Below are 26,475 nucleotides of genomic sequence, written 5' to 3' on the forward strand. Positions count from 1 at the left end.
CCGGAAACTACCGACTGACCGTAGACACTCACTCTGCGTATTCAACAGAGGATTGCAAAAGACGTATATAGCGCATAGATCGCAATTTGTCGGGCCGAGTGGCTGCCCGACCTCGGCTGAATGGCCCATGATCGCGCTAACCGAACCATCAGACATTTTGCCACATGATTCACGCGAATTGATCATGCGTATCGATCATGCAATGAAATCGATCGCGGCAATCGTCGAGGGATCACCCGGCGGCCGCGGCGGCGCAGGCGTCGGCGCCCGTCACCCCGTCCGCGGAGTTCCACGCCGTGAACGTCACCGCGGTCTCCCTGGCGGCGCTGTCCGGGCCGTCCTGCGCCCGCACCCGCAGCTCCAGCCGCTGGTAGCCGCCGCCGACCGCCGCGGGGTAGCGGGTGAACGGTCCCGCCGTCCGGCCGGTCGCGGCGGCCGCGGCGGCGGCCTGCGCGGCCGCCGGGTCGGCCGGGGCGCTGGTCGGCGGCGGCGGCGCCGCGGCCACCCGCGCGGCCACCAGCGACCAGCCGCCGGCCGCCGGCCGCCCCTGCGGCCAGGCCCGCCGCTCCAACCGGTCGCCGGCCAGCCGGAGCTGCCGGCACTGCGGCCCGGCGGCGCCGACGGTGACCAGGTACGTCACCGTGGGCGCCCCGCCGACCACCGCCGGGTCGGCGATGTCCGCCGCGTACCGCACGTCGCTGTCCAGCCGGGTGAACGCCAGGCCCGTCCGCTCCTGCGCGTCCACCAGGCCCTCGGTCCGGCTGATGGAGCGGCTGATCAGGACCAGGCCGGCGGCGACCAGGGTGAGCACGACGGTGGTGATCCCCATCGACACGACGACCTCGGCGAGCGTGGCCCCGGCGTCCCCGCCGGCTCGCCCGGACCGGCGCGGCCCGGGGCGGCGCGGGGCGGCGTTCACCCGCCGGCCCCGGCCGGGCCCGGCTCCTCCTCGGCGATGTCCCGCAGCGCGCGCGGCTCGCTCGACTGCCCGGCGCCCGGCGCCGCCGGCGCGGCCGCGCCGGCGGCGGGGAGCGGCTGGCCGAGCGGGCTCGCCCACTTCTGCCGGTCCGAGCCCGAGCAGGTGCGGAGCACGACCTTGAGGCCGTTGTGGGTACCCGTCCACTCGTAGACGAACGGGTCCAGCGGCAGCGCGATCTGCGTGCCGAGCAGCCGCGCGACGCCCTGCATCACCTGCGTGATCAGCGTGGCCAGGTTCGGCTTGTTGAGGTCGGACTCCTCGCCGACGGCCAGGCACTGCCGCGTCGACGTGCTCTCGATCCGGAAGCTCGCCGCCGCGTTGCCGGTGTCGCCGTTGACCCGCCACAGCAGCGCCCCGGACGCCGTCTTCGGGTTGCACGCCGCGCGGCCGGCGAAGTCCGGCCAGTCGCTGGTCAGCGTCACCAGCGCCAGCAGGCCGCCGATCACCTGGGAGGCCGCCTGGTCGTTGGCGCTCAGGCAGTACGTCCGCCCGTCCACCACCTGGTAGATCGGCCCGGTCGCGCTGGTCTGGCCCGCGGCCGGCAGCGGTACGTGCCAGAGCTGCTCGGGGTCGATCCGGTCGGTGACCGGGTGCTCGGTGCACTCCTTGGCCACCATCGGGCCGTACAACTCGCCGAGCCGGTGCTCCAGGCACATGCTGCGCAGCCCCACGTTCACGAGCTGCCCCGCCCGGCACGGGCGGCCGGCCTCCACGGTGCAGTCCGAGCCCTGCGCGTCGCCGGCCAGGCCCGGCCCGACGTCGTCGAGGAAGCTCCACGACTGGAGGCCGTACCCCTCGATGAGGTTGAGCAGGTCGGAGAAGACGTCCAGCGCGGCCAGGCCGTCCGGGATCTCCTTGTGGCACTGCTGGGCCGCCGCCGTGCCGAGGATGATCGGGTACGCGCCGCCGACCGCCGCGCGCGGCCGGTTCAGGCAGAAGCCGTCCAGCTCGTCCGCGGACCGCGGACCGTCCTGCGGCTTGACGCCCTCGAAGTTGTTCGCGCTGTTGTAGTACCACCGGTGCCGCCAGCCGGCCTGCCCCGAGCCGCACGGCTCCAGCGTCACCTGCCGCCCGGCCGTGTGCACGTCGCCCGCGTCGACGCACATCGGCCGGCCGGCGGCGTACGAGCCGGCGTGCATCAGGGCGAGGTCGTCGCGGTACAGGAAGTTCTGCCGCAGCGTCGGCCGGGTCGCGCAGTCCCGGCCGGTCAGCGGCGTGCCGGCCGGCGGGACGGCCGCGTCGGTGCCGGCGTCCAGGCACACCTTCTGCCGCAGGAAGATCGCCATCACCGGGCTGAGCAGGAAGCCGAACGTGCCCAGGACCGTCTGCGGCGGGCTGTACAGCGAGATCTGCCGGGGCACGTTGGGGTCGAAACCGGCCCGGACCGCGGCGAAGACGTACGTCCCGGCCAGGTACCGGTACTCGCCCGGCCGCCGGATCTCCCCCGCCGCGGCGGCGCTGCCCCACGACCGCAGCCGCGCGTACGCCGGCGCCGTCCCCGGCCCGCCGCCGGTCGCGCACGGCAGCGCGGTCGCCCCGACGGCCAGCGGGTCGCCGGCGAAGTAGCTGATCTCCACCCGGTACCGGATCGCCGACCCCGCGGCGTCCACCGTCCCGGCCAGCGGCGTGCCGCAGGGCAGCCGGGTCCGGTCCAGCACGCCCGGCCGGGCCGGGTCGACGGCGCCGCGGATCCGCGCCTGGGCGACCGCCAGGCCGGCCCGCGCGGCGTCCAGCTCGCGCTCGCGGCTGACCGCCTCCCGGGTCGCGCCCGCCTGCCGGACCACCGTCGGGGTGATCACCGCGCTGAGCGAGACGCCGACGAGGGTGAGCAGCAGGACCATCGGCAGCGAGCCCCGCTCGTCCCGCCACCACCGCCGCCGCCCGCTCACGTCTCCACCACGGGCTCGGCGTCGGCGACGCTGACCAGCGTCGCGGTGCTCTGCCGGCAGGTGCCGCCGGCGCACTCCCGCGCCGGCCAGGCCACGGTCACGGTGACCCGGACCAGCGCCGCGTCGGCCGCGATCGCCGGCCGGGTCGCCGCGCAGGCGCCGCCGGTCGCCGGCTGCCAGCAGGCGGTGAAGGTCTGGGTGTACGGCACGCCGTTGACCAGCGCGGTCCGCGGGGCGAGCGCCCGCACCCGCTCGCCGACGTCGGCGCTGGGCAGGGTCCGGACGTGGTCCATCGCGTCGCCGGCGAGCTGCGCGGCGACCTCCCGCTGCCCCTGGTCGTGGGAGATGGCGAGGCCGGAGACGAAGAACGCGGCGAGCGACGCCATCACCGTGCCGACCAGGCCGATCGACACCAGGGCTTCGACCAGGGTGAATCCGGCGTCGCCCGCGGCGACGCCACCGCGGCGCGTCATACCGGTCGCCACTCGCGCCCCCCTGCTCCCGCCGGGCCGGGCCGCGCGCGATCGCAGCGGTCCTAGCGGACGTCCCATCGGCCGGTCGGTACAGCGACTGAGGACTCGGTCGGCGGATCGCCGCCCGCTCCGGTTTTATCACGAATGTCGGTCACATTTGCCGCGCGCCGGACGGCCGGCGGTCCTTACATCGGCCGAAAACTGCCCACCGCGCAACAATGGCGCCCACCGATGCATCGACGGGAACGGCGCCGGGTGGTGCCGGACCCGCCGCCGCCACCCCGGTGGCGGCCCGGCCGGACGGGCACCGCGACCCGGCTGTGCCGCGGGCAACAGCGGTGCGGCGGGTGCGGGGGTAGCGTTCGGGCCCGGCATCCGTCCGCCGCCGCACCACCCCCCTCCGGAGCCCACCCATGCCCAGCACCGCCGCCGTCCTCGGCATCGCCGCCGTCGCCGTCGCCCTGGTCCTCACGCCCGGGCCGAACATGCTGTACCTCGTGTCCCGGTCGCTCACCCAGGGCCGGCGGGCGGGGCTGATCTCGCTGGCCGGCGTCGGCGCCGGCTTCCTCGGGTACCTGATCCTCGCCACCGCCGGCGTGGTCGCCGTCCTGACGCTGGTGCCGACCGTGTACGTCGCGATCAAGGTGGCCGGCGGGGCGTACCTGCTCTGGCTCGCCTGGACCACCCTGCGCCCCGGCGGGCGCTCGGCGTTCGAGCCGGCCGCCGTACCGCGGGACCGGCCCCGCCGGCTGTTCCTCATGGGCCTGGTCACCAACCTGCTCAATCCCAAGATCGCCATGCTGTACGTGGCCCTGCTGCCGCAGTTCGTCGACCCCGCCCGCGGCTCGGTCGCCACGCAGAGCCTGATCCTGGGGCTGATCCAGGTCACGGTCGCCCTGACGATGAACGGCCTGCTGGTCCTCGGCGCCGGTACGGTCGCCCGCTTCCTGCACCGCCGCCCGGTCTGGCTGCGCGCCCAGCGGTACGCCATGGGCGCCACCCTGACCGGCCTGGCCCTCCACCTCTTCCTCAGCCCCACCCCCCGCCCGCCGGCCCTGGCGACCCGCTGAGCCGCGGTCAGGCGCCGGGCAGGGGCGCGGTGGGGACGCGGTCGCCGGCGGCCGCGCCGGTCGCGGGGACGGCGGCGTAGGACGCCGCCACGGCGAGGCCGCGGAGCATGGCGGGGCCGGCGTGCGGTACCGGTACGGCCGCGCCCGTGGCCGGGTCGAACCGCACCGGGACCAGCCGGGTCCGGCCCGCGCGCCCCGGCACCGCCGCGGCGAGCGCGGCCGTCGGCAGCGGCGGCAGGGGCAGTCCGCGCAGCCCGGCCAGCAGCGGGCCGACGAGGGTGACCAGCGCGGCGACGGCGGCCTGCGGATTTCCGGGCAGCCCCGCCACGAACCGCGGCCGGTCGGCCGGATCGTGGGTCGGCTGTTCCGCCGGCGGGCGGCCGGGTGGGTCGACCCGGTACAGCGCCATCGGCCCGCCCGGCCGGACCGCCACGCCCGCGACCAGCGGTACCGCCCCGAGCGCGCGCAGGGCGGCGTGCAGGTGGTCGGCGGGGCCGCGCATGGTCCCGCCGGTGGTGCACACGACGTCGGCCGCGGCGAGGGTGGCGCGCAGCGCGGCGAGGTGGCCGTCCACGGTGTCCGGTACCGGTTCGGCCGGGGGTACCGGGGCGGCGCCGAGGGCCAGCAGCCAGCCCGGCAGGGCCGGTCCGAGCGCGTCGCGCAGCCGGACACCGGTGGCCGGGCCGGCCGCCAGCAACTCGTCCCCGAGGACCAGCACCCGTACGGCCGGCGCCGGCCACACCGACAGCTCGTCGTGCCCGGCCGCCGCGGCCAGCGCAACCACCGCCGGGGTGACGGCCGTACCGGCGGCCAACAACACCTCCCCGGCCCGCGCCTCCTCCCCGGCGGGCCGACAATCCCCCGCCGCACCCCCGTCCCCCGGCACCGGGTCGGGTGACGGGGAGCGGGTGCGTTCGTGGTGGCCGGAGCGACCACGGATGCACCCGGTCAACCGGTCCGACAGCGCATCGGCGTGCGGGGTCACGGTGTCGGACATGCGGTGGGTGCGCTCGTAGCGGAGGACCGCCGTGGTGCCCGGCGGGACGTGGGCGCCGGTGGCGACCTCCACTGTGGTGCCGTCCGCGGTCAGGGGTGGCGGTTCGTGGCCGGCCAGGACGCGGCCCACCAGGCGCCAGGGGGCCGGGCCGCGCACGGCGTAGCCGTCCACGGCGCTCGTCGGGAACGACGGCAGGTCGGTCCGCGCCCGCAGCGCCCCCGCGAGCACCGCGCCCCCGAACGCCGCGGACAGCGGCAGCCGCCGCGCGGTGCGGGGCGCCGCGGCGCCCGCCGCGTGGGCCGCGGCGCGGGCGGCGGCCCAGTCCGGGGGCGGTTCGGTCGGCAGGTCCACCCCGGCAGCCTATGCGCGGATATCGTGGGCGGATGGCACGTGACGCCCCGCGCGAGGACCCCGGCGACCGCGACCTGCGCGTCGGGCCGCCGGCCGACGCCGCCGCCGGGCTGCCGGGGGTCGGGCACGCGCTGGCCGCCGGGTGGGCGCAGATGGGCGCGCGGCGGACGGCGCTGACGCTGCGCCGGCTCAACCAGGCCGACGGGTTCGACTGCCCGGGCTGCGCCTGGCCGGAGCCGCCGCCGGGGCGGCGCAGCCACGTGGAGTTCTGCGAGAACGGGGCGAAGGCCGTCGCCGAGGAGGCGACGCTGCGCCGGGTCGGGCCGGACTTCTTCGCGGCGCACCCGATCGCCGACCTGGCGACCCGGTCCGAGCACTGGCTGGGGCAGCAGGGGCGGCTGACCCAGCCGATGGTCCGGCGGCCGGGCGCCGGGCACTACACGCCGATCGGCTGGGACGAGGCGTTCGCGCTGGTCGCCGCCGAGCTGCGGGCCTGCGCGACGCCGGACGAGGCCGTCTTCTACACCTCGGGGCGGACGTCGAACGAGGCGGCGTTCCTGTACCAGCTCTTCGTCCGGGCGTACGGGACCAACAACCTGCCGGACTGCTCCAACATGTGCCACGAGTCGTCCGGCGTCGCCCTCGGCGACACGATCGGCGTCGGCAAGGGCTCGGTCACGCTGGACGACATCCACGCCGCGCGGCTGCTGGTGATCGTCGGGCAGAACCCCGGCACGAACCACCCGCGGATGCTGTCCGCGCTGGAGGAGGCCAAGCGGCGCGGCGCCCGGATCGTCGCGGTGAACCCGCTGCCCGAGGCCGGCCTGCTGAGATTCCGCAACCCGCAGACCGCGCGCGGGCTGGTCGGCGGCGGCACCCCGCTGGCGGACCTGTTCCTGCGCATCCGGGTCGGCGGCGACCAGGCGCTGTTCCGGGCGGTCGGCGCGCTGCTGGTCGAGTGGGGCGCGCTGGACCGGGCGTTCATCGCCGAGCGGACCACGGGCTTCGAGGCGTACGCCGCCGACGCCCCCGACCGGGCCGCCGTCGTGGCCGCGACCGGCCTGGACTGGCCGGAGATCGAGGCGGCGGCGCGGCTGTTCGCCACGTCGACGGCGACGATCACCTGCTGGGCGATGGGCCTGACGCAGCGGGCCGACTCGGTCGCGGCGATCCGCGAGGTGGTCAACGTCCAGCTCCTGCGCGGCATGATCGGCAAGCCGGGGGCGGGGCTGTGCCCGGTCCGCGGGCACTCCAACGTCCAGGGCGACCGGACGATGGGGATCGTGCACCACCCGCCGCCGTGGGTGCCGGGCCTGGCCGCCCGGCTGGGGTTCGCCGCGCCGGCCGCGACCGGGTACGACACCGTCGCGGCGATCGGCGCCATGCGCGACGGGGCGGTGCGGGTGTTCATGGCCGTCGGCGGGAACTTCGCCGCCGCCACGCCCGACACCGCCGTCACCGAGGCGGGGCTGCGGGCGTGCCGGCTGACCGTACAGGTGTCGACGAAGCTGAACCGCTCGCACGCCGTACCGGGGGCGACCGCCCTGATCCTGCCCTGCCTCGGCCGGACCGAGCGGGACGTGCGGCCGGGCGGCGAGCAGTTCGTGACGGTCGAGGACTCGATGTCGGCCGTGCACGCCTCGCGCGGCCGGCTCGCGCCGGCCTCGGCGGAGCTGCGCTCCGAGATGGCGATCATCGCGGGCGTCGCCGCGGCGGCGCTGCCGGGCTCGCCGATCCCCTGGACCGCGTACGCCGACGACTACGCCGCGCTGCGCGACCTCATCGCCGACACCGTGCCCGGCTTCGCGGACTTCAACGCCCGGGTGGCCGACCCGGCCGGCTTCACGCTGCCGCACCCGGGCCGGGACGAGCGGGCGTTCCCCACCCCGGACGGGCGGGCCCGGTTCACGGTCAGCCCGCTCACGGTGATCGAGGTGCCGCCGGGCCGGCTGCTGCTCCAGACGGTGCGCAGCCACGACCAGTACAACACCACGATCTACGGCCTGGACGACCGGTACCGCGGGGTGCGCGGCGGGCGCCGGGTGGTCTTCGTGCACCCGGACGACCTGGCCGCGCTGGGCGTCGCCGACGGCGCGCTGGTCGACCTGGTGTCGGAGTGGCGGGACGGGGTGGACCGGCGGGCGCCGGGGTTCCGGGCGGTGGCGTACCCGACGGCGCGGGGGTGCGCGGCGACGTACTTCCCGGAGGCGAACGTGCTGGTGCCGCTGGACTCGTTCGCGGCCGGCTCCCGGACGCCGACCTCGAAGCAGATCATCGTCCGCCTGGAACCGGCCGCGGCCCCACCGACCTGACCACCGGGCCGCTGGTCGGGCGGCTGCGCCGGGTCGCGGCATGGGGGTGGAAGTCCGGGAGGACTCAGCCCCCGAAGACCGGATCGAGAACCTCGGCAACCCGGGCGAGCTGGCTCGGGTTCGCTGAGGTGCTCGACACCCTGCTTGCGTCGCCAGGCCGCCCACTTCGTCTGCCCCACCGCGCCGTAACCGACCACGCTGGCGGCGATCGGGCCGAGCGGCACGCCGCGGTGGTGGGCGACTGCTTCGGCCGCCCGGCGGAGCCTGCCGTGGTCCAGGCCGGGGCCCTGCGCCAATCGCACGATGTCGACGTAGTCGCGCCAACGCGTACTGGCGATACCCGCTCCAATATGGTCACGCCCTTCTCCGCCACCACCATCTCCGGCGGGTAGCCGAGCATCTCGATCGCCTCACCGAGCAGCCGGGGGACCCGGAGCGGCTCGGGTGGCGGCACGATCGGATCACCGGTGGAAACGTCCCACACAACGGTGATCCTCTGGCTACCGATCGCGGCCTTGACGCTCACTCGGAGGCCGGTATACCCAGCGTCCTCGCGAATCTCCCGGACATCGAGGGAAGGAGGTCGAAGACCATTCCGTCCGGTGCATCCACAGCAGCGACGTCGCGTACCACCTGCTCGATGTGGGCCTTGGTGACCGGGGCGCCGACCGCCTCCGCGTCGATATCCCTGGTCGGCCGGCGAATGTCATACGCGGCGAGCAGGATTCCGCCCTTGAGCACGAAGTCGGGCGCATGGGGCGTGTGCGTCAACCGGTCCAGGAACGATTCCAGCCCGTGTCGAATCAGGTACGCGGCTGTCGGGGTGGGCCCGCCCGCGCGGGCCCCGTCGGACCGCGCCCTGCGCCGCAACTCCCGGAAGATGTCCTCGCCAGGGTTCACCCGAACGCCGCCAGCGTCTCCAGCGTCGCCTTCCGCGCCCGCGGGAGCCGGCCGGCGATCGCCATCAGGTCCGCCGGCTTCCCGCCCCCGCGCAACCATTCCCGCAACGCGTCCCGCCCCAGTTCGTACCCCAGATCCCCACGGAGCCGAAGCGCGTCGGCGATACATCGCTCCCGCGAATAGATCCCGATGGTCATGGAGGATCCCGGAATCAAGATCTCCTCGCGGCCGAGATCGAAGGTATCGGCCGCGAACGAGTGCCAGCGGATCGCCGAGTGGGTGGCGGGGATGCGCGCGCCCCGGGGAATCGCCACATCGAGAGCGTCGGGAACCACATCGGTCAGGTCGTGGTGGGCCAGGGCCGAGACGAGACAGATGGTGGCGTCCGCGCGCCGCGCGGCGGCCTCCAGCCACTCCCAATCGGCGTTCGCGGCATCCGTGGCCACATAGAGACCGCGGGCGATTCGCTCAAAATTACCGGATTGCACCGAACGGTACAGACGACTCCTGGAGAGCCCGTACTCCGCGGCCGTTCGCGGGCTGATGGCCGCCATAATGTCCACCTCCCCGCAAAGACCAAACGAATCGTCTACAGGTAGGGTTATCTGTAGACGATTCGTTTTGCTAGCGGGTGGCGGCGAAGCCGGCGGCCAGGCCGGCGAGGCGGGCGCCCGTGGCCAGCGGGTCGGCGCCGCGCGCGACCGCCATCCCCAGCAGGTACGCCGTCACCGGCGCCGCCGGCCGGGTGACCGTGTGCGCCACGTCCTTGGCCAACTGCAGGATGAGGTCGAGGTTGGCGTCGGCCGGGTCCAGGCCCAGCTCGGCGCAGGCCGTCTCGGCCCACTCGTCCAGTACGGTCATCGCGCCCACTCCCGTGCCGCTCGCAGCTCCGCTTCGGTGTCGCAATCGAACCACGGCGCCGGCCCCGGCCCGCCGGCGGTGACCCCGACGACGCGCCGGCCGGCGAGCAGCGCCCGCACCGGGCGCCCGGCGGGCGGCGCCGCGGCGAGGGCGGCGCGCAGCGCGGCCGTCCGCCACACCCCGCAGAGGTACTGGTACCGGCCGCCGCCGTCGACGTACAGCGCCGCGTCGGCGGCGGGGTCGGCGGCGAGTGCGGCCAGCAGCCGAGCGACGGCGGGCGGGTCGAGCAGCGGCAGGTCCGCGGCCAGCAGCGCGACAACCGCGGGGACGGCGGCCGCCGGGCCGGCGGGGGAGGTCGGTGCGGTGTCCAGGGCGGCGAGGCCGGCGGACGCGGCGGCGACCGGGCCGCCGCCCGGCGGGTCCTCGCGGGCCCGGCGCACGCCCGGCGGCAGCGGCGGGCCCGGCGGGCCGACGACGAGCCGGGCGGCGGCGTCCGCGACGGCGGCGAGGACGCGGTCCCGCATGGACCGGCCGGCGACCGCGCGGTCGGGCTTGTCCGGGCCGCCCAGCCGCCGCCCGGCCCCGCCGGCGAGCACGATCGCCGCATACTCGACCGGCGACGCGGCGGGGTCCGGAGCGGCTGGTTCGGGCACGGGTTCAGCGTAGGGTGGCGGCGACGGAGGGGGTGGCGTGGGACGGGCCAGCGATCGGCGACCGGTCTGGCGGGTCGAGCCCGGCGGCGTCGCGCGGCGGCCCGACGCCCTGGCCGGCGAGGAGCCGCTGGAGATCCGGGTCGGCCCGGCCGGCGGGGAGCGGCCGGCGCTGACCGTCACGATGCGCACGCCCGGCGACGACCTGGACCTCGCGCTCGGCTTCCTGCACAACGAGGGCGTCATCCGGGCCGCCGGGGACGTGGTCACCGCGCAGCTCTGCGCCGGCGAGGCCGGGGCGAACACGTACAACGTGGTCGATGTGGCGCTGGCGGCGCACGTACCGCCGCCGCCGGTCGACCCGCGGCGCACGTTCGGGACGACCAGCGCGTGCGGGGTGTGCGGCAAGGCGAGCATCGACGCGGTGCGGACGCGGTCCCGGTACGACGTGGCGGGCGACCCGGTCCGGGTGCCGCCGGCGGTGCTGGCGGCGCTGCCGGACCGGCTGCGGGCCGCGCAGCGGACCTTCGACCGGACGGGCGGCCTGCACGCGGCGGGGCTGTTCGCCGCGGACGGCACGCTCGCGGTCGCCCGGGAGGACATCGGCCGGCACAACGCGGTGGACAAGGTGGTCGGCTGGGCGCTGCGGGCCGGGCGGCTGCCGCTGGCCGGGCACGTGCTGCTGGTGTCGGGGCGGGCGAGCTTCGAGCTGACCCAGAAGGCGCAGATGGCCGGGGTACCGGTGCTGGCGGCGGTGTCGGCGCCGAGCACGCTGGCGGTGGACCTGGCGGCGGGGGCGGGGCTGACGCTGGTCGGGTTCCTGCGCGGCGAGCGGATGAACGTCTATGCCGCACCCCACCGCGTCCTCCCCGACCACGCGCCACCGCCGCCCGACCGGTAGCCGGCGGGGAGTCGGGACCCCGCGCGGGCTGGCCGCCGGCGCCGGCCCGGCCGGCCCGAACGCACAGGAGCGGCACAGGTCGCCGACAGAGCCCTGACGGCATTTGCCCGCATTGTCGGTGGTGGCGGATCCACCCACCCCGAGGAGCACCCGAGATGACATCGATCAGCGGCATCAGCGCCGGCAGCACCGCCCGGGCCGGCGGGCCCCCGCCCGCCCCGCCCCGCGGCGCCGACCCGATGGCGGGCGTCGCCAAGACGCTGGGCCTGTCCAGGAGCGAGCTGCGCACGCAGCTCGACGCCGGGCAGAGCCTGGATGACGTCGCCACCGCGCAGGGCGTCTCGCACGACGACCTGATCAGCGCGATCAAGGCCGGGCTGCCGGCCGGGGCGGCGAGCGGCGTCGACGCCACCGCGTTCGCCGAGGGCGTCGCCGGCCGGACCGGCCCCCCGCCGCCCCCGCCCGGCGGCGGCCCCGGCGGCCCGGCCGGCGCCGGCGGCGGGCGGATCGGCGCGGTCGGCGACGAGTCGAAGCTCGACCAGCTCGCCGACCTGCTGGAGATGGACACCGAGGACCTGGTCGACCGGGTCAGCAGCGGCGCCGACCTGCTCGCACTGCTCCGGGAGAAGGGCGTCGACCTCGGCGCGCTGCGGCCGATCCTGGCCGGACAGGGCGACCTGGTCGACGTCGCCGCCTGATCCACCCGCCGGGCGCGCGTGTACCGAGCCCGCCGGAACGGCCGTGGACCCCGCCCGAACCGGGCGGGGTCCACGGGTCGGCCCCGGTCTAGCGGGTGGCGGGCAGGACGTACTCCCGCAGGAACCGGTTCAGGTCGATGTCCTGGGCCGGGTACCCGTCGTAGCGGCTGGTGTCCTGGGTGGCGGTGACCACCATGTTCTTGCTCGGGATCACGGCGACGAACTGGCCGCCCCAGCCCCACGCCTTCTGCACCCGGACGCCGTTGATGTCGCTGATCCACCAGCCGGCGCTGTACCCCTGCCGGCGGTCGGTGACCGTGCGCGCCTCGGTGACGGTCGAGCTGGGGATGAGCCGCTTGCCGGCGTACGTCCCGTCGTCGAGGTAGAGCTGCCCGAACCGGGTCAGCTCGCGGGCCGTCAGGTACAGGTTGAACCCGCCCGAGGAGACCTGCTGCGGGTCCCGGGCCCACCGCTCGGGGGCGACGCCCATCCCGCCGAGGACGGTCTCGGCGGCCAGCTCGCAGGTGGTCCGCCCGGTGGCGGCCTGGAGCATCGCCGAGAGCACGTGCGTGTTGCCGGTGCTGTAGTTGAACCGGTTGCCGCTGCGCGGCCGGCTCAGGATGCTCGACACCCAGTTGCGCGAGCGGGCGACCTCCGACTCGGTCCGGTCCTCGACCCAGTCCAGGCCGGACGTCATCGTCAGCAGCTCGCGGACGGTCACCCGGCCCTGGCTGGCCGGGATGTTCATCTTCTTGCCGAGGACGTCGGCCGCGGTGCTGTCGAGGCTGAGCTGGCCGCGCTCGATCGCCGCGCCGACCAGCGCCTGCAGGATGCTCTTGGATGCCGAGTGGACGTTGTTGCTCTGCTGCCGGGAGCTGCCGCCGTAGTACCGCTCGTAGGCGAGCTTGCCGTTGCGGACGACGACGAAGCTGCGCACCGACGACGTCCGGGAGAGCGCGTCGCCGGCCCGGCCGAGCGCGGCCGCGTCGGTACCGGTGCCGGTCTGCACCCGCTCGGGCCAGCCGGCGAGCGCGTCGCCGGACTCGCGGATCGGCGGGGCGTAGTCGTAGAAGCCGCCGTCGCCGACCGGCCTGCCGATGGTGGCGCACTGGTTGCGCGCGGCCTCCCGGCTGAGGCCCGGCGGCGCCTTCGCGGTCCGCCGGTCGGTGCGGCCCGCGGCGGCCGTCCGGCCGGGCTTGGCCGTACCGGGAGTGGCCGTCGGCGTACCGGCGGCCGGGGCCGACGGGGTGGTGGCCGCGGCGTCGTCGACCGGCGCGGCGGCGTCGGTCGAGCCGGTCCGCTCGGTGGCGAACGGGAGCTGCTCACTGTCCGCGACGGCGACGGTCCCGGCGGCGACGATCAGCGCGGCGACGGCCAGGACGGCCCCACGGCTGCCGATCCGCCGGCGGTGTTGGCGGCCCGAGCGGCGATTGCCCTGGTAGCGCATCACGACCCCTCTCGCTGGCTGGCGGGTCAACTATCGCCTTGGATGCCTTGCGAGCCGCATTGCGTTCCCTGAAGCCCTCATTAAGCTTCGCGTATGGCAAGGATTATTCGGGCATACCGGGCAGCCGAGGCCGCGCCGGGGCAGCACGGTCGGTGACCGAAAGTACGACGCCCGCTACCTTCCGTCGAGTCGGGCCTCGGTGGCCCAGGTGGCCCGGGCGTCGGCCAGCCGCGCGGGCAGCCCGGCCGCCCGGGCGCCGGCCACGTGCGCGGGCGCGCCGCCCACGAACACCGCCGCCCGCTCGCCGGCCAGCCGCCGCACCCGCCGGTACGCGGCCGGCTGCGGCTGGACCAGTCCGGTCCGGCTGGACACCAGCGTCCGGGCGACGTACCGGTCCGCGCCGCAGTCGCGCAGCGCCGGCTCGAACCACTCGTGCCGGTGATTGACGAGCAGCCACACGTCGACCTCGTCGGCGAGCGCCGGTAGCCAGAACAGCGCCGGCAGCGGGGCCGCCGCCCGGCGCAGCACCCGGCGCCAGCGGGCCGCCGCCGGCTCGATCCCGCAGCGGCTCGCCAGCAGCGGCCAGAACTCGGGTTCGGGCAGGTCACCCGAGTACAGCGGCTGCCGGAACTCGTACTCGAAGATCGCCGCCACCGCCGTCGCCGACCGGGCCGCGTCGGCCCCGACGACCTCGAACAGCGGGCGCATCGGGTCGGCGAACAGCACCCCGTACGCGTCCAGCAGGAGAACACGGTCCCGCGCCATCGGCGCCACCTCCCTCCACTGTGGCCAGACGGGGCCTCGTCCGGATGGGTTCACTGCGTCACACTGTGCAGCATCACGGATGCGCGGCGGACCAGTCGACGCTCCCCACCGGACCTCTGCGGACCCGGCCGGGACCTCTCGGGGACCTTTCCCGCGAGCCGGCCCCGCACCGGCCATGGTGGTGGGGCGACCTCGGGAGGGAGCGGCTATGCGGGAGCAACCCCGGACCCTGCTGGCGGCCCTGATCCAGCAGAGCGATCGCACGCTGGAGGAGTGGGCCCGCGTCCTCGCCGCCGCCGACGACGGCGCCGCGATCAGCGCCCGCCACCTCGGCCGGCTGGCCCGGGCCGAGCGCGGCGGGGCCGGGCAGCACCCGGCCACCCGGCGCGCGCTCACCGCCGTGTTCGGGCACTCCGTCGACCGCCTCCTCTCCCCCTGGCCGCCCCCGATCGGTCCGGCCGACGGCGCCGGCGCCGCACCGCCCGACGGCGGAGGAAGGAGCACCCTGACCATGGCTGCCGAACGCGCCCGACGCTTCGCCCTGCTCACCGCCGACGCCGGTACCGCCGGCGCGGTTCTCGACCAGCTCCACGACGACGTGCACCGGCTCACGCTGGCGTACCCGCAGCAGCCCGTCGGCGCCCTCCTGCCGGACCTGACCGAGACCCAGGACACCCTGTTCACGCTGCTCGAACGCCGGCAGGCGCCCGGCCCGGCCCGGCGCCTGCACTTCCTCGCCGCCGTCGTCTCCGGGCTGCTGGCCAAGGCGTCGCACGACCTCGCCGAGCCGCACGCGGCCATGCTCCAGGCGCGGACCGCCGTCCTCTGCGCCGACCTCGCCGACCACGACGGGCTGCGGGCCTGGCTGCGCGGGTTGCAGTCGCTGGTCGCGTACTGGGCCGGCCGGTACGCCGACGCCGTCCGGTACGCCGAGGCCGGTGCCGCCCTCGCCGACCGCGCCGGCGGCACCGCCGCGGTGTGGCTGCCGGTCAGCGCCGCCCGGGCGCACGCCGCGCTCGGCGACGCCGGCCGGGCGCTGGCCGCGATCCGCCGCGCCGACGACGGCTGGTCCCGGGTCCGCCCGGACGACGTCGACGCCCTCGGCGGGATCTGCACGTTCACCCGCGCCCGGATGCTCTACTACGCCGCCGACGCGCTCGCCTGGCTGCCCGCCGAGGCCGCCACCGCCGGCCGGTACGCCGAGGCCGCCGTCGCCGCGTACGCCGACCCGCGGGACCCGGCCTGGGCCTTCGGCGACCGCGCCGGCAGCCACACCGACCTGGCCATCGCCCGGATCGCCGGCCGCGACCTCGACGGCGCCGGCGACGCCCTGCGCCCGGTCCTCGACCTGCCCGCCGCGCAGCGGATCAACGGCGTGCGGCACTCCGTCCGCCGGGTCCAGCGCGCGCTGGTCCACGCCGGCCTCGCCGGGGCCGGCACCGGGCTCGTCGAGGAGATCGACGCATTCACCGCCGCCCCTGTCCCGGGGGTGCCCGGATAGGGCACGATCGGGCGCATGTACCCCGTGAAGCTGCGCGGCCGGGCGATCACTCTCCGGGAGTTCCGGGACGACGACGTCGCCGGCGCGCTCGCGGTCGTCGGCGACGACCGGGTCACCCGCTGGCTGTCGTTCGACGCGCGCAGCCCCGCGGCCACCGCCGACCTGGTCGCGGGCGCGATCGCCCGGTCCCGGCTGGAGCCGCGGGGGGAGTACTACCTCGCCGTCGCCGACGCCGCCGACGTGCTGGTGGGCTTCGTCCGGCTCGGGCTGGCCGGCGTCCGGGCGGCCAAGCTGGGGTACGCGGTCCGGGCCGCCGACTGGGGCCGCGGGTACGCCACCGACGCCTGCCGGACCATGCTCGACTTCGGCTTCGGCCCGCTCGGCCTGCACCGGGTCTCCGCCGCGGTCGGGCCGGACAACGCGGCGTCGCTGGCCGTCGTCCGCAAGCTCGGCATGCGGCACGAGGGGCGGCTGCGCGACCACGTCCACACCAACGACGCCTGGCGGGACTCGGAGCTGTTCTCGATCCTGCGCGCCGAGTGGCCCGGCGGCCCCGCCGCCGGCTGACCCCGGGGAAGGCCAGCGACGCCGGGACCGCCGGCCGTCCGGATGCCCCGCGGCGGCCGACCACCGGCCGGGGCCGGGTCGCGGGCCGGGGAGCCGACCCGCGGACGCCCGGCCGCGACGGGCCGATGCCGCGGCCGGGCGGGTGCCGCTCCGGCCGCGACGGCCGGCGGGGCCGCGGGCGCCGGGAGCGGCCCGCTCCGCACGGGCCGGCCCCGGTACCGCGTGTCGCGCCGCGTGGGATGACTCGCCCGGGAGCCGCAGCGCCCGCACAGCTCACCCCGCCGACCCGGGCGCCCGCTGTGCCGAACCCATGAGCGAGCTGTGGATCGAATTGCCGTCCGGGCAATAACGGCAACTCGCCGCGTCAGCGGCCGGCCGGTCCAACAATGGGGGTTGATCCGGGGGGTGACCGCATGGCAATGGGGGCGTGGCTGAGCAGCCGCAGCATCACCGCCAAACTCGGCGGGGTCGCGGGGCTGGCGCTCGCCGCCGTGGCCGTGACCACCACGGTGGCGGCGATCGGTCTGACGAATGCCGCCGACCGGGCGCAGGACTCCGCCGCCGCCGGCGCCAGGGTCCGCGCGCAGATGGAGGCGGACATGGCGCACGACGCCATCCGCTCCGACGTGCTCCGGCTCCGGCTGGCCACCGACCCGGCCGAGCGCCGGGAGGCGACCGCCGACCTGGCCGAGCACAGCAAGATCCTCCGGGACCAGGTCGCCGACTTCCGCGACGGCGGGTACCACCCCGACGTCCGCGCGGCCGCCGCCGTCGTACTGCCCGAGGTCGACCGGTACGTCACGCTGGCCAACGAGGTCGCCCGGCTCGCCACCGCGGGCGCCGACAGCGGCGCGGCCGCCGGCCGGTTCCAGGTCAGCTTCGCCGCCGTCGAGGACGGCATGCCGGCCATCACCGACGCGCTGGAGGCCGAGGCGACCGCCGCCGCGCGGGCCGTCGGCGACCAGCGAACCACCGCGATGTGGCTGCTCGGCATCGCCGCGCTCGGCGCCGCGGTGATCCTGCTCGTCGGCATCCGCTGGGTGCTGGCCAGCATCCGCCGGCCGCTGCGCGAGGTGTCCGCCGTCCTGCGGGCGATGGCCGACGGCGACCTCACCCGCGAGCCCATGGTCACCTCCGAGGACGAGATCGGGGCGATGGCCGAGGCGCTCTGCCGCACCCTGGAGAGTCTGCGCACGGCCGTCGGCGCGGTCACCCACTCGGCCGAGCAGCTCGGCACGTCGGCCGGCGAGATGTCCGGCCTGGCCGACCGGATCGCCGCCGCGGCGGGTGACGCCAGCGCGCAGGCCGGCACGGTCACCGAGACCTCGACCGAGGTGTCGCACAACATCAGCGTCGTCGCCCGCGGCGGCGAGGAGCTGGGCCAGTCGATCACCGAGATCGCCCGCAACGCCGAGGACGCCGTCCGGGTCGCCGGCGAGGCCGTGCAGATGGCCCAGCAGACCAACGCCGGCATGGTGAAGCTGGACGAGTCCTCGGCCGAGATCGGCTCGGTGGTCCAGACGATCAACTCGATCGCCGAGCAGACCAACCTGCTCGCGCTCAACGCGACGATCGAGGCCGCCCGGGCCGGCGAGGCCGGCAAGGGCTTCGCCGTCGTCGCCGGCGAGGTCAAGGACCTGGCGCAGGAGACCGCGCGGGCCACCGAGGACATCGCGGCCCGGGTCCGCACGATGCAGGAGGACACCGCCCGCGCGGTCGACGGCATCGCCCAGATCGCCTCGATCATCGAACGGATCAACAGCTACCAGACGACGATCGCCTCCGCGGTCACCGAGCAGTCGGCGACGGCGGCGGAGATGCACCGCAGCATGGCGGTGGCGGCGGACCGCGGCGAGCAGATCACCCAGTCCATGCACGGGCTGTCCCGGGCGGCCGAGGTCTCGGCCGGGGAGGCGGCGGCGTCGCGGGCGGGGGCGGGGCGGCTGAGTTCGCTGTCCGAGGAGCTGGTGGCGCTGGTCCGGGCGTTCAAGTACTGAGGCCGTTCCCGGCGGCCGGTCGCGCGCGGAAGCGGCCCGGTCCAGTGGACCGGGCCGCTTCCTGTCGCGCTGCCTTACCTACCGGATCAGGTGCCCGGCGGGAACGGGCCGGTGCCCGTGCCCACGGCCTCGCCGGTCGGCTTGATCAGGAACAGGCCGATGCCCATCGAGCCCACCGGGATCGCGCCGCTGCGCAGCGGGCGCAGGATCATCCAGGTGTGGCTGTAGCCGCTGCTGTCGCTGTTCGGCTCGGTGTCGAAGTAGCCCAGCTCGGAGAGCTTGCCGTTGGCGAACTGGCCGGCGTCCCGGATCCGCAGGCCGCCCTTGTAGGCCGCCTGGTACGCCCGGTTGCCGACGGTGTAGCAGTTGTGGTTCACCGCCTCGTAGGAGTCCTTGGCGTTGACCGTGAACTTCGGCGCGTCCAGCTTCTCGATGTTGAACAGGATGTTCCAGCTACCGCCCTTGGTCGAGGCGGTCTCGTCGTTGATGCTCAGGAACTTCATGTCCTCGGTGAAGCAGCCCTGGTGGGTGAAGCTCGCGCCCGGGTAGCTGGTCTTGGACAGGACCTTGATGCTGGACTTGTCGGTGACGTCCAGGATCGTGATCGTCTTGCCCTGGCCGGTGAAGTTGAACGCGATCTCCTTGCCGGTGTACCGCGTGTCCGGGCCGTTGTAGTTCCAGACCAGCGCCTCGTGCGAGTAGACCTCGGACGAGTAGCAGGCGACCTGCTTGAGGTTCAGCGGGTCCTTGATGTCGATCACCGTGATGCCGCTGTTGCAGCTACTGGCGCCCGACGCGTACAGGAAGCCGGTCTTCTGGTTGATCCACAGCGTGTGGCTGTTGGTCAGCCCCTTGAAGTGGGCGTCCTCCTTGAAGGTCTGCGCGCTGGTCACGTTGCGCAGCTTCTCCAGGTTGAAGACCTGGATGCCGTTGTTCACGGAGTCCTTGCCGGTGAACATCCAGTTCTTGTACACGCGCACGTCGGTCCAGGTGGCCTTCACGCCGTTGTACGACGGGAGGTTGCCCAGGTAGACCGGCTTCAGCGGGTCGGTGACCTTGACGAACGAGATGCCGTTGTCCCGGCCGAACAGGACGTACTCGTCCTTGGTCTGCTCGTCGTACCACTCCCACATGCTCGACGAGCTGTTGCTGCCGCCGATCGTGTTCTGCGGGGTGAAGCTGAGCAGCTCGACGTTCTTGCACGGGTACTTGTCGATCTTGCCGTTCACGCACGCCTGCGGCGCGCCGCTGATCGCCTCCGGCGCCTGCCAGCCCGGCCGGTACTCCTTGAGGATGGCGGCGGCCTCGGCCTTGCCCTCCTCGGTACGGGTGTCGTGGGCGGCCGCGGGCAGGCCCGCCGCGAGGGCGAGCGCGACCACGCCGAGCACGATGCCGGCCTTGCGGGTTCTGTTGTCCATGAGGGGGACTCCTCTCCGGGCACCCGGGCGGCGAGCGCCGGCGGGGGCCTGAAGCTGTCGGGTGCGAGGGGGTGGGATTTTTCGGGCACACGCTCGCCCGGACCGGCGCCCGCGGGGGCACCGGCGCGCGCCACGGGGGCTGCGACGCGCGGGTGTGGCAGCCGTTACATAGACAGCAGTTAATAGCAGACCGGCCGGCTCGTCAACACGCAGGTCACGCGCCGATGCCCATCCGCCTCGGTCTATCCGGCCAGCGGGTGATCACGAACGGTGGGTGATCGGCAGCGCCGCGTCGTTGTCGGTCGGGGTGGCGGCGGGGAGGGTCCCGGCGTCGCAGCCACCGGGGTCGGCCGGGACGGTCTCCGGCGGGGCGGCGGCGGGCGGCGCCACGCAGGCGACCGCGAACGCCGCACCGCCGCGTGGTTGCCCGGCGCCGGACCGCGGGGTGCCGGGCGGGCGGACGACCAGGTCCAGGGCGAGGCCGGCGGCGTCCGGGGCGAGCGGCCCGCCGAGCACGCAGTCGACCACCACGCCGGCCCGAGCAGCACCGCGGCCGGTCGGAGAACCGCGGCCGGTCGGGGCACCGCGTTCGGTCGGGGCGGTGACGGGGCGGGTGGACGAGGAGGCGGGGTCGGGCGGGAAGGCAGCGGGGCGGGCCGGGGCGGTGGCGGGGTGGGGCGGGGTGCAGCGGGCGAGGACGTGCGGGGCCGGGAGGGCGCGGACCGCCGTGCCGGGCGGGAACGCGAACCGGATCGTCGCGCCCGCCGGGACCAGCCCGGTCGCCGCCGCCGGGTCGAGGCGGTTCACCGCCCAGCCGCGGAGCACCACGGCGCCGGGGTGGTCGGGGTCGGCGGGGAGCGCGGCCAGGCGCATCGCCAGGTTGACCCGGTCGGCGGGGGCCAGGGCGGCGTCGACGTTGTGGCCGGCGGGGTCGACCTCGTCGGGCTGGCGCCGCTTGTCGTGCAGGCCGGTGGGGCACTCGACGACCGGGCGGGTCGCGGCGCACAGCGGCCCCTCGTCGTCGGCCGGCGCCGTCGCGGGTGGTTCGCCGGGCCCGGCGGGGTCGAGGTGGCTGACGCCGAGCGTCGCCGCGCGGCCCTGCGGCGCGGCCGTCGGACAATCCGGCCCCACCCCGGCCCGCTCCGGCGCGGTGGCGTGGCAACCGGGGGTGCCGGGGCCGGCGGCCACCGCGCCGACGATCCGCAGCCGCGCGGCGCCGGCCGGGCGCAGCGTGCCCGCGAGCGCCACCTCCACCTCGCGGGTGGCGCAGGTCCACGCCGCCGGCCGTACGGTCAGCCCGGTCACGCCCTCGCTCGTGGCGCCGGCGACGAGCGATACCCCGCGCAGGCAGTCGCCCGGCGCGACGGCGAGCTTCGCCCGGACGCCGGTCAGCGGCGCGGTCCCCTGGTTGAACACCTGCCCGGCCTGCACGTACTCCTCCCCGAGCCGGCAGACCGCCAGCGGCGCCGACCCGCACGGCCCGGCATCCGCGGACAGCCGCGCCGCCACATCCCGCACGTTGCCCCGCCGCGGCCCGACCCGCCACACCCCCGCCGCAGCCTCCCCGACCCGATCGACCCGATCGACCGGACCGACCCGATCGGCGCCACCGGCCGGATCGACCCGATCAACGGGGTCGGCCGGAGCGCCGGCAGCCGGCTCGCCGGCGGCGGGTGGGGTGGTGGTGCGGCCGGGCCAGTCCGGCAGGAGGCCGACGTCGACCGGGCCGGCCGGGGCGGGGTCGAGCGGCAGTTCGAGGAGCTGGTTGCGGACGGGGAAGCCGTTGTCCGGACCGGGCCCGGCCGGGCAGTCGAGCACGTCCGCCGCGAAGCACTGCGACCGCAGCCAGCCGGTGTGCAGCACCAGCCGCCCGGCGCGCGGCAGGCCGTCGATCCGGTACCGCCCGGCGGCGTCCGTGACCGCCGACGCGCCGGTGCTCGGCTCCTGCAACCGCAGCCCCGGCAGGCCGGGTTCGTCGGCGGCGCGCCGGCCGTCGTTGTCCCGGTCGTGGTACACCCGCCCCTCGACCGACACGCCCGCGGACCCGGCGGCGGCGGGCGGCGCGCCGGGGCCGACGACCGCGGCCAGCACACCGGCGACGACGAACGCCGCCCGCGACCCGGCCGCCTCCCGCACGGCCCCGGACGCCGGCCGCGAACACCCCCGGCCCCACCCGCCGGTGCCGCGCCCGAACAACGCCGCCACGCCTGACGCGCCCGGGCCGCGCGACCGGAACGCTCGGCGTGGCGCGCTCCGGCGGCGGGACACGCCGAGGGGTACCGGCATCGCGGCAACCGGCGGCGCGGCGGGGGACGGTGGGGCGGCGGGACGGGGCGGCAGGGCCATGCTGACCTCGACGGAGTGAGCACAGTGGTCGGTGCAGGCTACCCACCCTCGACCGGGCGTGCTGTCGGCCATCCGACAGTGAGGGGCCGGTTGATCCCGTACGGTCACGACGACACCGACATCGATGAGAGAGGGTGACGGGGGTTGGCACCACGGGGATTCGTCGTTCCGCCGGCGCGGGCGGCCGAGATGACGATGGCCGAGCAGATGGCGTACTGGCACGAGCGGGCGCGGGCGGTGTCCCGGCGGCGGGCGCTGCAACTCGGCGCCGCGGGCGCCGCGAGCCTGGCGGCCAGTCCGGTGCTGCTCGGCGGCACCACCGCGTGCGCGAGCGCGGGCGCCCGGATCACGCCGTTCGGCCGGCACCTGGGCTACGGCGCCGACCCGGCGACGCAGATGCGGGTGACCTGGCAGGTGCCGCAGTCGGTCGACCGGCCGGTACTGCGGCTGGGGCTGAGCAAGCGCGACCTGAGCGACCGGCACCCGGCGGTGCTGCGCAACCTGCAAACGATCTTCGACGACCACGCGGTGAACCAGTTCTACGGCCAGGCCGCGCTGGACGGCCTGCGCCCCGGCACCACCTACTACTACGCGGTCGGGCACGCGGGGCTGGACCCGGCGGACGGGCCGATCCACTCGTTCACCACCGCGCCGGCCGCCGGCGGGCCGCTGGCGCCGTTCACCTTCACCGCCGTCGGCGACCAGGGCGGCGGCGACGCGGGCGGGGCGATCACCCGCCGGGTGCTGCGCGAGGACCCGCGGTTCCACCTGCTGATCGGCGACATCTCGTACGCCAACCGCGGCGGCAGCGGCACCCTCGCCGACGACTACGTGCCGACGATCTGGGACAAGTACCTGCGCACCATCGAGCCGGTCGCCCGCCGGGTGCCGTGGCTGGTGACCACCGGCAACCACGACATGGAGGCGCGGCACTGGGACGCCGACGCGCACAACGGGTACGGCGGCTTCGCGTACCGGTTCCAACTGCCGGGCAACGGGCCGAGCGGCTGCCCGAGCGTGTACGCGGTGCGGTACGGCAACGTGGGCATCCTGGCGCTGGACTCCAACGACGTGGCGTACGAGGTGAAGTCGAACCGCGGCTACTCGCGCGGCCGGCAGACGTCGTGGGCGGAGGAGCGGCTGGCCGCGTACCGGGCGGACCCGACGATCGACTTCGTCGTCTGCTTCCTGCACTACTGCGCGTACTCGACGTCGACCAACCACGCCTCGGACGGCGGGGTGCGGCGCAAGTGGGGCCCGCTGTTCGACAAGTACCGCGTCGACCTGGTGCTCAACGGCCACAACCACCTGTACGAGCGCACCGACCCGATCCGGCACGGCCGGCCCACCCGCCCGGCCCCGGCCGGCGGCACGGTGGACCCGGCCACGGACGGGACGGTGTACGTCGTCGCGGGCGGGGGCGGCGGCGGCCTCTACAACTTCCCGAAGGGCGCGCCGGAGAGCTACCTGGGCAGGGTCAAGGACGTGGACGAGGTCGGCACGTACCACTGGGGGCCCGGCCGGACGAAGATCCGGGAGAAGGTGGCCTGGTCCCGGGTCCGGTACACCGGCCACAGCTACGTGGCGATCGACGTGGTGCCGGCCCGGCCGGGCGGGCTGGCCACGATGACGATGCGGACCGTCACCGCCGCGGGCAAGGACGCCGGCACGGAGGTCGACCGGCTGACCCTGCGCCGGCGGGTGGCGCCGCGCCGGCCGTGAGCCGACGCGCCGCCACCCGCGGCCGCGCTGGTCCGGGCTACCGGCCCAGGCTGCTGATGCCGGTGGTGCTGCGGATCCAGTCGATGAACGCGGGCACGCTCATGTAGATCGAGGGCGAGGAGTTGACCGCGCACGCCCGCGGCGCGCCCCGGCTGGTGGCGCCGATCAGGTACCAGGTGCCGTCGATCTGGGTGATCTGCGGCCCGCCGGAGTCGCCGTGGCAGGCGCCCTGGTTGTTCGGGCTCTGCGTGCACAGCTCCTTGTCCCTGTCCGCCGGCTCGACGCCGCCGGGCAGGCGGGCGCAGTTGCTGGCGTCCACGACGCTGGTGTCCAGCTCCTTGAGCACGTTCGACGGGCGGCTGCCGTCCGAGGTCGTCGAGCCCCAGCCCATGATCCGGGTACGGGTGCCGGGCGTCGGGTGCGACGGGGCGATGCGGATCGGGGCGGTGCGCGCCTCGCTGTTGAGTTCGAGCAGGGCGATGTCCTTGCCGCCCGGCCCGTTCACACTGCGCCGGATGCCGATCACTTCGCCGCCGGAGTTGGCGCTGTTGGTACCGAGCCGGACCTGGCGGGCGCTGCTGACGCAGTGCTTGGCGGTGACGAGCCACTTGGCGGCGATCAGCGTGGAGCCGCAGCCGCCGAGGTGGCCGGTGTACGGGTACTGCTCGGTGGAGACCTTGCCGCCGACGATGCGGTTGCGGTCGGGGTCGCCGTCGCTGGCCAGGGCCGGGGCGGCGGAGGCCAGGACGGTGGCCGCGGCGGCGGCCAGCAGGGCGGCGCGCTGGAGGAACATCACTCGGGCTCCCGGGGGACGAGGGTGGGCCGAGCACCGGCGTCGATCGAGGGGCGCCGATGGTCGAGGGGTCCCCCACGGTAAACCGCAGAATCGATGTGAATGAATGTCAAATAGATAAAGCTATGGCTGGCCACCGGGATGGAGCCGGGTGCTGTCCGTGCGCGAATTGCCGGCGCACCGGACAATTTTGCTCACCGAGAAGACTGGGCGGCCCGCGCGGGTGGGCCGCCCGGTACTCCCGCTCATACGCCTGCCGAGTCCCCCGGTCGCCTGCTTCACCTCATGTGCGGTCCACTGTCGATACTGCCGCTGATCTGCGGACCGGGCGGCGGGTGCCGCCGTAGGATGTCGGCGGTCCCCACATCGCGGAGGTGCGCGTGCTGCTGTCCCGGCTGGTCGCCGCGCCCGACGAGCGCCCCGACGCCGTCCGCCTCGGCCCCGACGCCGCCTCCGCCGCCGACCTGCTCGCCCGCGCCCGCGCCGTCGCCGGCCTGGTCGCCGGCGCCGGCCGGGTGGCCGTCGAGGCGACCCCGACGCTGGCCGCGCTGGCCGCCGTGGTCGGCACCGTGCTGGCCGGCGGCGCTGCCGTCCCGGTACCGCCGGACGCCGGCCCGGACGAGCGCGACCACATCCTCCGCGACTCGGCTGCCGACCTGCTGCTGACCGCGGCCGGGTCCAGCATGGACACCGCTGTGACGCCGACCGCGCCGATGCCGGCCGGCCGGTCCGACCGCGCGCTGCCGGCGCTGGACCCCGCGGGCGCGGCGCTGGTCCTGTACACCAGCGGCACGACCGGGCCGCCCAAGGGCGCGGTGCTGTCCCGCGGTGCGCTAGCCGCCTGCCTCGACGGCCTCGCCGACGCCTGGGCCTGGACCCCCGACGACCTGCTCGTCCACGGCCTGCCGCTGTTCCACGTGCACGGCCTGGTGCTCGGCGCGCTCGGCCCGCTGCACGTCGGCAGCCGCCTGCACCACGTCGGCCGCCCCACGCCCGCGGCCTACGCCGCCGCCGGCGGGTCGCTGTACTTCGGGGTGCCGACCGTGTGGTCGCGGGTCGCCGCCGACCCGGCCGCCGCCGCGGCGCTGGCGCCGGCCCGGCTGCTGGTGTCGGGGAGCGCGGCGCTGCCGGTGCCGGTGCGCGAGCGGGTCGCGGCCGCGTCCGGGCACGCGCTGGTGCAGCGGTACGGCATGACCGAGACCCTGATCACGATCAGCGCCCGGGCCGACGACCCCGGCGACGCGACGACCGTCGGGCGGCCGCTGCCCGGCGTGGCGGCGCGGGTCGTCGACCCGGCCGGCGCGCCGGTGCCGGCGGACGGCGAGGCGATGGGGGAGCTGCACGTGCGCGGGGCGACGCTGTTCGACGGGTACCTCGGCCGCCCCGACTGCCGGACCCCGGACGGCTGGTTCGCGACCGGCGACATCGCCACCGTGGACCCCGGCGGGCGGTACCGGATCGTCGGGCGGGCGTCGGTCGACCTGATCAAGAGCGGCGGGTACCGGATCGGCGCCGGCGAGGTCGAGGACGCGCTGCGGCTGCACCCGGCCGTCCGGGAGGCGGCGGTGGTTGGCACGCCGCACCCGGACCTCGGGCAGCAGGTCACGGCGTACGTGGTCGCCGACCCGGTCAGCGCGGACGAACTGATCGCATTCGTCGCCGACCGGCTCGCCCGGCACAAGCGGCCCCGCGAAGTGCGATTCGTGGCGGATCTGCCGCGGACGCCGCTGGGCAAGGTGCGCAAGTCCGCGCTGACCTGAGGATCCGCCCGAAAAGAACCGCTTTGCGTGCTCATACTGGGGCAACGGCCGCGGCCGCCGGCCCCAGTACCGGGAGGC

The 26,475-nt window shown here is 75.8% G+C and carries 23 protein-coding genes; 9 read left to right on the forward strand and 14 right to left on the reverse strand.

Features of this window, described 5'->3' with window-relative positions; genetic code table 11:
• Positions 1-232: 232 nt before the first annotated feature.
• Genes IEY94_RS08045 through IEY94_RS08055 form a run of 3 tightly spaced genes read right to left on the reverse strand, consistent with a single transcriptional unit; the run spans position 233 to position 3,341 of the window.
• Entirely contained in the window at positions 233-919 is a 687-nt protein-coding gene (locus tag IEY94_RS08045; RefSeq protein WP_189169463.1) for a PulJ/GspJ family protein, read from the reverse strand.
• Positions 916-2,868, reverse strand: coding sequence for a hypothetical protein (locus IEY94_RS08050; RefSeq protein WP_189169464.1), 1,953 nt, complete (start codon positions 2,866-2,868; stop codon positions 916-918). Before IEY94_RS08050 ends, IEY94_RS08045 begins: the two co-directional genes overlap by 4 nt.
• Complete coding sequence (locus IEY94_RS08055) at positions 2,865-3,341, reverse strand: type IV pilus modification PilV family protein (RefSeq protein ID WP_189169465.1); 477 nt, start codon at positions 3,339-3,341, stop codon at positions 2,865-2,867. Before IEY94_RS08055 ends, IEY94_RS08050 begins: the two co-directional genes overlap by 4 nt.
• 413 nt (positions 3,342-3,754) lie before the next feature.
• Between IEY94_RS08055 and IEY94_RS08060 the strand changes: the two genes are divergently transcribed.
• Entirely contained in the window at positions 3,755-4,411 is a 657-nt protein-coding gene (locus tag IEY94_RS08060; RefSeq protein ID WP_189169466.1) for a LysE family translocator, read from the forward strand.
• A gap of 7 nt (positions 4,412-4,418) precedes the next feature.
• On the opposite strand, the gene IEY94_RS08065 is transcribed toward IEY94_RS08060, so the two are convergent.
• Positions 4,419-5,759 carry a molybdopterin-binding protein gene (locus tag IEY94_RS08065; protein WP_189169467.1) on the reverse strand — a complete coding sequence of 447 codons (1,341 nt, stop codon included), beginning with the start codon at positions 5,757-5,759 and terminating at the stop codon, positions 4,419-4,421.
• A gap of 32 nt (positions 5,760-5,791) precedes the next feature.
• Between IEY94_RS08065 and IEY94_RS08070 the strand changes: the two genes are divergently transcribed.
• On the forward strand, positions 5,792-8,071 hold the full coding sequence (locus tag IEY94_RS08070; RefSeq protein WP_189169468.1) for an FdhF/YdeP family oxidoreductase: 2,280 nt from the start codon (positions 5,792-5,794) through the stop codon (positions 8,069-8,071).
• 64 nt (positions 8,072-8,135) lie between these two features.
• Here the strand turns inward: IEY94_RS08070 and IEY94_RS24275 are convergent, their stop codons facing one another.
• The 5 genes from IEY94_RS24275 to IEY94_RS08090 form a co-directional block, all read right to left on the reverse strand.
• Complete coding sequence (locus tag IEY94_RS24275; RefSeq protein ID WP_373291241.1) at positions 8,136-8,597, reverse strand: nucleotidyl transferase AbiEii/AbiGii toxin family protein; 462 nt, start codon at positions 8,595-8,597, stop codon at positions 8,136-8,138.
• Positions 8,594-8,971: a nucleotidyl transferase AbiEii/AbiGii toxin family protein gene (locus tag IEY94_RS23370; RefSeq protein ID WP_229783433.1), complete on the reverse strand. Its 378-nt coding sequence runs from the start codon at positions 8,969-8,971 to the stop codon at positions 8,594-8,596. Before IEY94_RS23370 ends, IEY94_RS24275 begins: the two co-directional genes overlap by 4 nt.
• A complete protein-coding gene (locus IEY94_RS08080) occupies positions 8,968-9,525 on the reverse strand; it encodes a type IV toxin-antitoxin system AbiEi family antitoxin domain-containing protein (RefSeq protein ID WP_189169469.1) in 558 nt (185 codons plus the stop codon). Before IEY94_RS08080 ends, IEY94_RS23370 begins: the two co-directional genes overlap by 4 nt.
• 70 nt (positions 9,526-9,595) lie before the next feature.
• The gene (locus tag IEY94_RS08085) at positions 9,596-9,832 is read right to left on the reverse strand and encodes a DUF6457 domain-containing protein (RefSeq protein ID WP_189169470.1); all 237 of its coding nucleotides are present in this window, start codon (positions 9,830-9,832) and stop codon (positions 9,596-9,598) included.
• Positions 9,829-10,485 carry an NTP transferase domain-containing protein gene (locus IEY94_RS08090; RefSeq protein ID WP_229783434.1) on the reverse strand — a complete coding sequence of 219 codons (657 nt, stop codon included), beginning with the start codon at positions 10,483-10,485 and terminating at the stop codon, positions 9,829-9,831. The genes IEY94_RS08085 and IEY94_RS08090 overlap by 4 nt, the downstream gene beginning before the upstream one ends.
• 37 nt (positions 10,486-10,522) lie before the next feature.
• Between IEY94_RS08090 and fdhD the strand changes: the two genes are divergently transcribed.
• Positions 10,523-11,383: a formate dehydrogenase accessory sulfurtransferase FdhD gene (fdhD, locus tag IEY94_RS08095; RefSeq protein WP_189169471.1), complete on the forward strand. Its 861-nt coding sequence runs from the start codon at positions 10,523-10,525 to the stop codon at positions 11,381-11,383.
• A 155-nt stretch (positions 11,384-11,538) separates the two neighbouring features.
• Positions 11,539-12,081 carry a hypothetical protein gene (locus tag IEY94_RS08100; RefSeq protein ID WP_189169472.1) on the forward strand — a complete coding sequence of 181 codons (543 nt, stop codon included), beginning with the start codon at positions 11,539-11,541 and terminating at the stop codon, positions 12,079-12,081.
• Between the two features lie 88 nt (positions 12,082-12,169).
• Here the strand turns inward: IEY94_RS08100 and IEY94_RS08105 are convergent, their stop codons facing one another.
• Positions 12,170-13,528 (reverse strand): serine hydrolase domain-containing protein, encoded by a 1,359-nt coding sequence (locus IEY94_RS08105; RefSeq protein WP_189169473.1) that lies wholly within the window; start codon positions 13,526-13,528, stop codon positions 12,170-12,172.
• 174 nt (positions 13,529-13,702) lie between these two features.
• A complete protein-coding gene (locus IEY94_RS08110) occupies positions 13,703-14,293 on the reverse strand; it encodes an HAD family hydrolase (RefSeq protein WP_189169474.1) in 591 nt (196 codons plus the stop codon).
• Positions 14,294-14,501: 208 nt separating this feature from the next.
• Between IEY94_RS08110 and IEY94_RS08115 the strand changes: the two genes are divergently transcribed.
• The 3 genes from IEY94_RS08115 (at position 14,502) to IEY94_RS08125 (ending at position 18,358) form a co-directional block, all read left to right on the forward strand.
• Positions 14,502-15,794, forward strand: coding sequence for a hypothetical protein (locus IEY94_RS08115; RefSeq protein ID WP_229783435.1), 1,293 nt, complete (start codon positions 14,502-14,504; stop codon positions 15,792-15,794).
• A 15-nt stretch (positions 15,795-15,809) separates the two neighbouring features.
• A complete protein-coding gene (locus tag IEY94_RS08120) occupies positions 15,810-16,361 on the forward strand; it encodes a GNAT family N-acetyltransferase (RefSeq protein WP_189169475.1) in 552 nt (183 codons plus the stop codon).
• A 413-nt stretch (positions 16,362-16,774) separates the two neighbouring features.
• A complete protein-coding gene (locus IEY94_RS08125) occupies positions 16,775-18,358 on the forward strand; it encodes a methyl-accepting chemotaxis protein (protein ID WP_189169476.1) in 1,584 nt (527 codons plus the stop codon).
• Between the two features lie 86 nt (positions 18,359-18,444).
• On the opposite strand, the gene IEY94_RS08130 is transcribed toward IEY94_RS08125, so the two are convergent.
• On the reverse strand, positions 18,445-19,776 hold the full coding sequence (locus IEY94_RS08130) for a choice-of-anchor B family protein (protein ID WP_189169477.1): 1,332 nt from the start codon (positions 19,774-19,776) through the stop codon (positions 18,445-18,447).
• Between the two features lie 261 nt (positions 19,777-20,037).
• Positions 20,038-21,912 (reverse strand): hypothetical protein, encoded by a 1,875-nt coding sequence (locus IEY94_RS08135; RefSeq protein WP_189169478.1) that lies wholly within the window; start codon positions 21,910-21,912, stop codon positions 20,038-20,040.
• A gap of 354 nt (positions 21,913-22,266) precedes the next feature.
• On the opposite strand from IEY94_RS08135, the gene IEY94_RS08140 reads away from it, so the two are divergent.
• The gene (locus IEY94_RS08140; RefSeq protein WP_229783436.1) at positions 22,267-23,844 is read left to right on the forward strand and encodes a purple acid phosphatase family protein; all 1,578 of its coding nucleotides are present in this window, start codon (positions 22,267-22,269) and stop codon (positions 23,842-23,844) included.
• Positions 23,845-23,881: 37 nt separating this feature from the next.
• On the opposite strand, the gene IEY94_RS08145 is transcribed toward IEY94_RS08140, so the two are convergent.
• A complete protein-coding gene (locus IEY94_RS08145; protein ID WP_189169479.1) occupies positions 23,882-24,637 on the reverse strand; it encodes a S1 family peptidase in 756 nt (251 codons plus the stop codon).
• 374 nt (positions 24,638-25,011) lie between these two features.
• Here IEY94_RS08145 and IEY94_RS08150 point away from each other — a divergent pair, with 374 nt between their 5' ends.
• Positions 25,012-26,397 carry an AMP-binding protein gene (locus tag IEY94_RS08150; protein WP_373291242.1) on the forward strand — a complete coding sequence of 462 codons (1,386 nt, stop codon included), beginning with the start codon at positions 25,012-25,014 and terminating at the stop codon, positions 26,395-26,397.
• Positions 26,398-26,475 lie beyond the last annotated feature (78 nt).

The organism is Pilimelia anulata, assembly GCF_014647895.1.
Classification (GTDB): Bacteria; Actinomycetota; Actinomycetes; order Mycobacteriales; family Micromonosporaceae; genus Pilimelia; species Pilimelia anulata.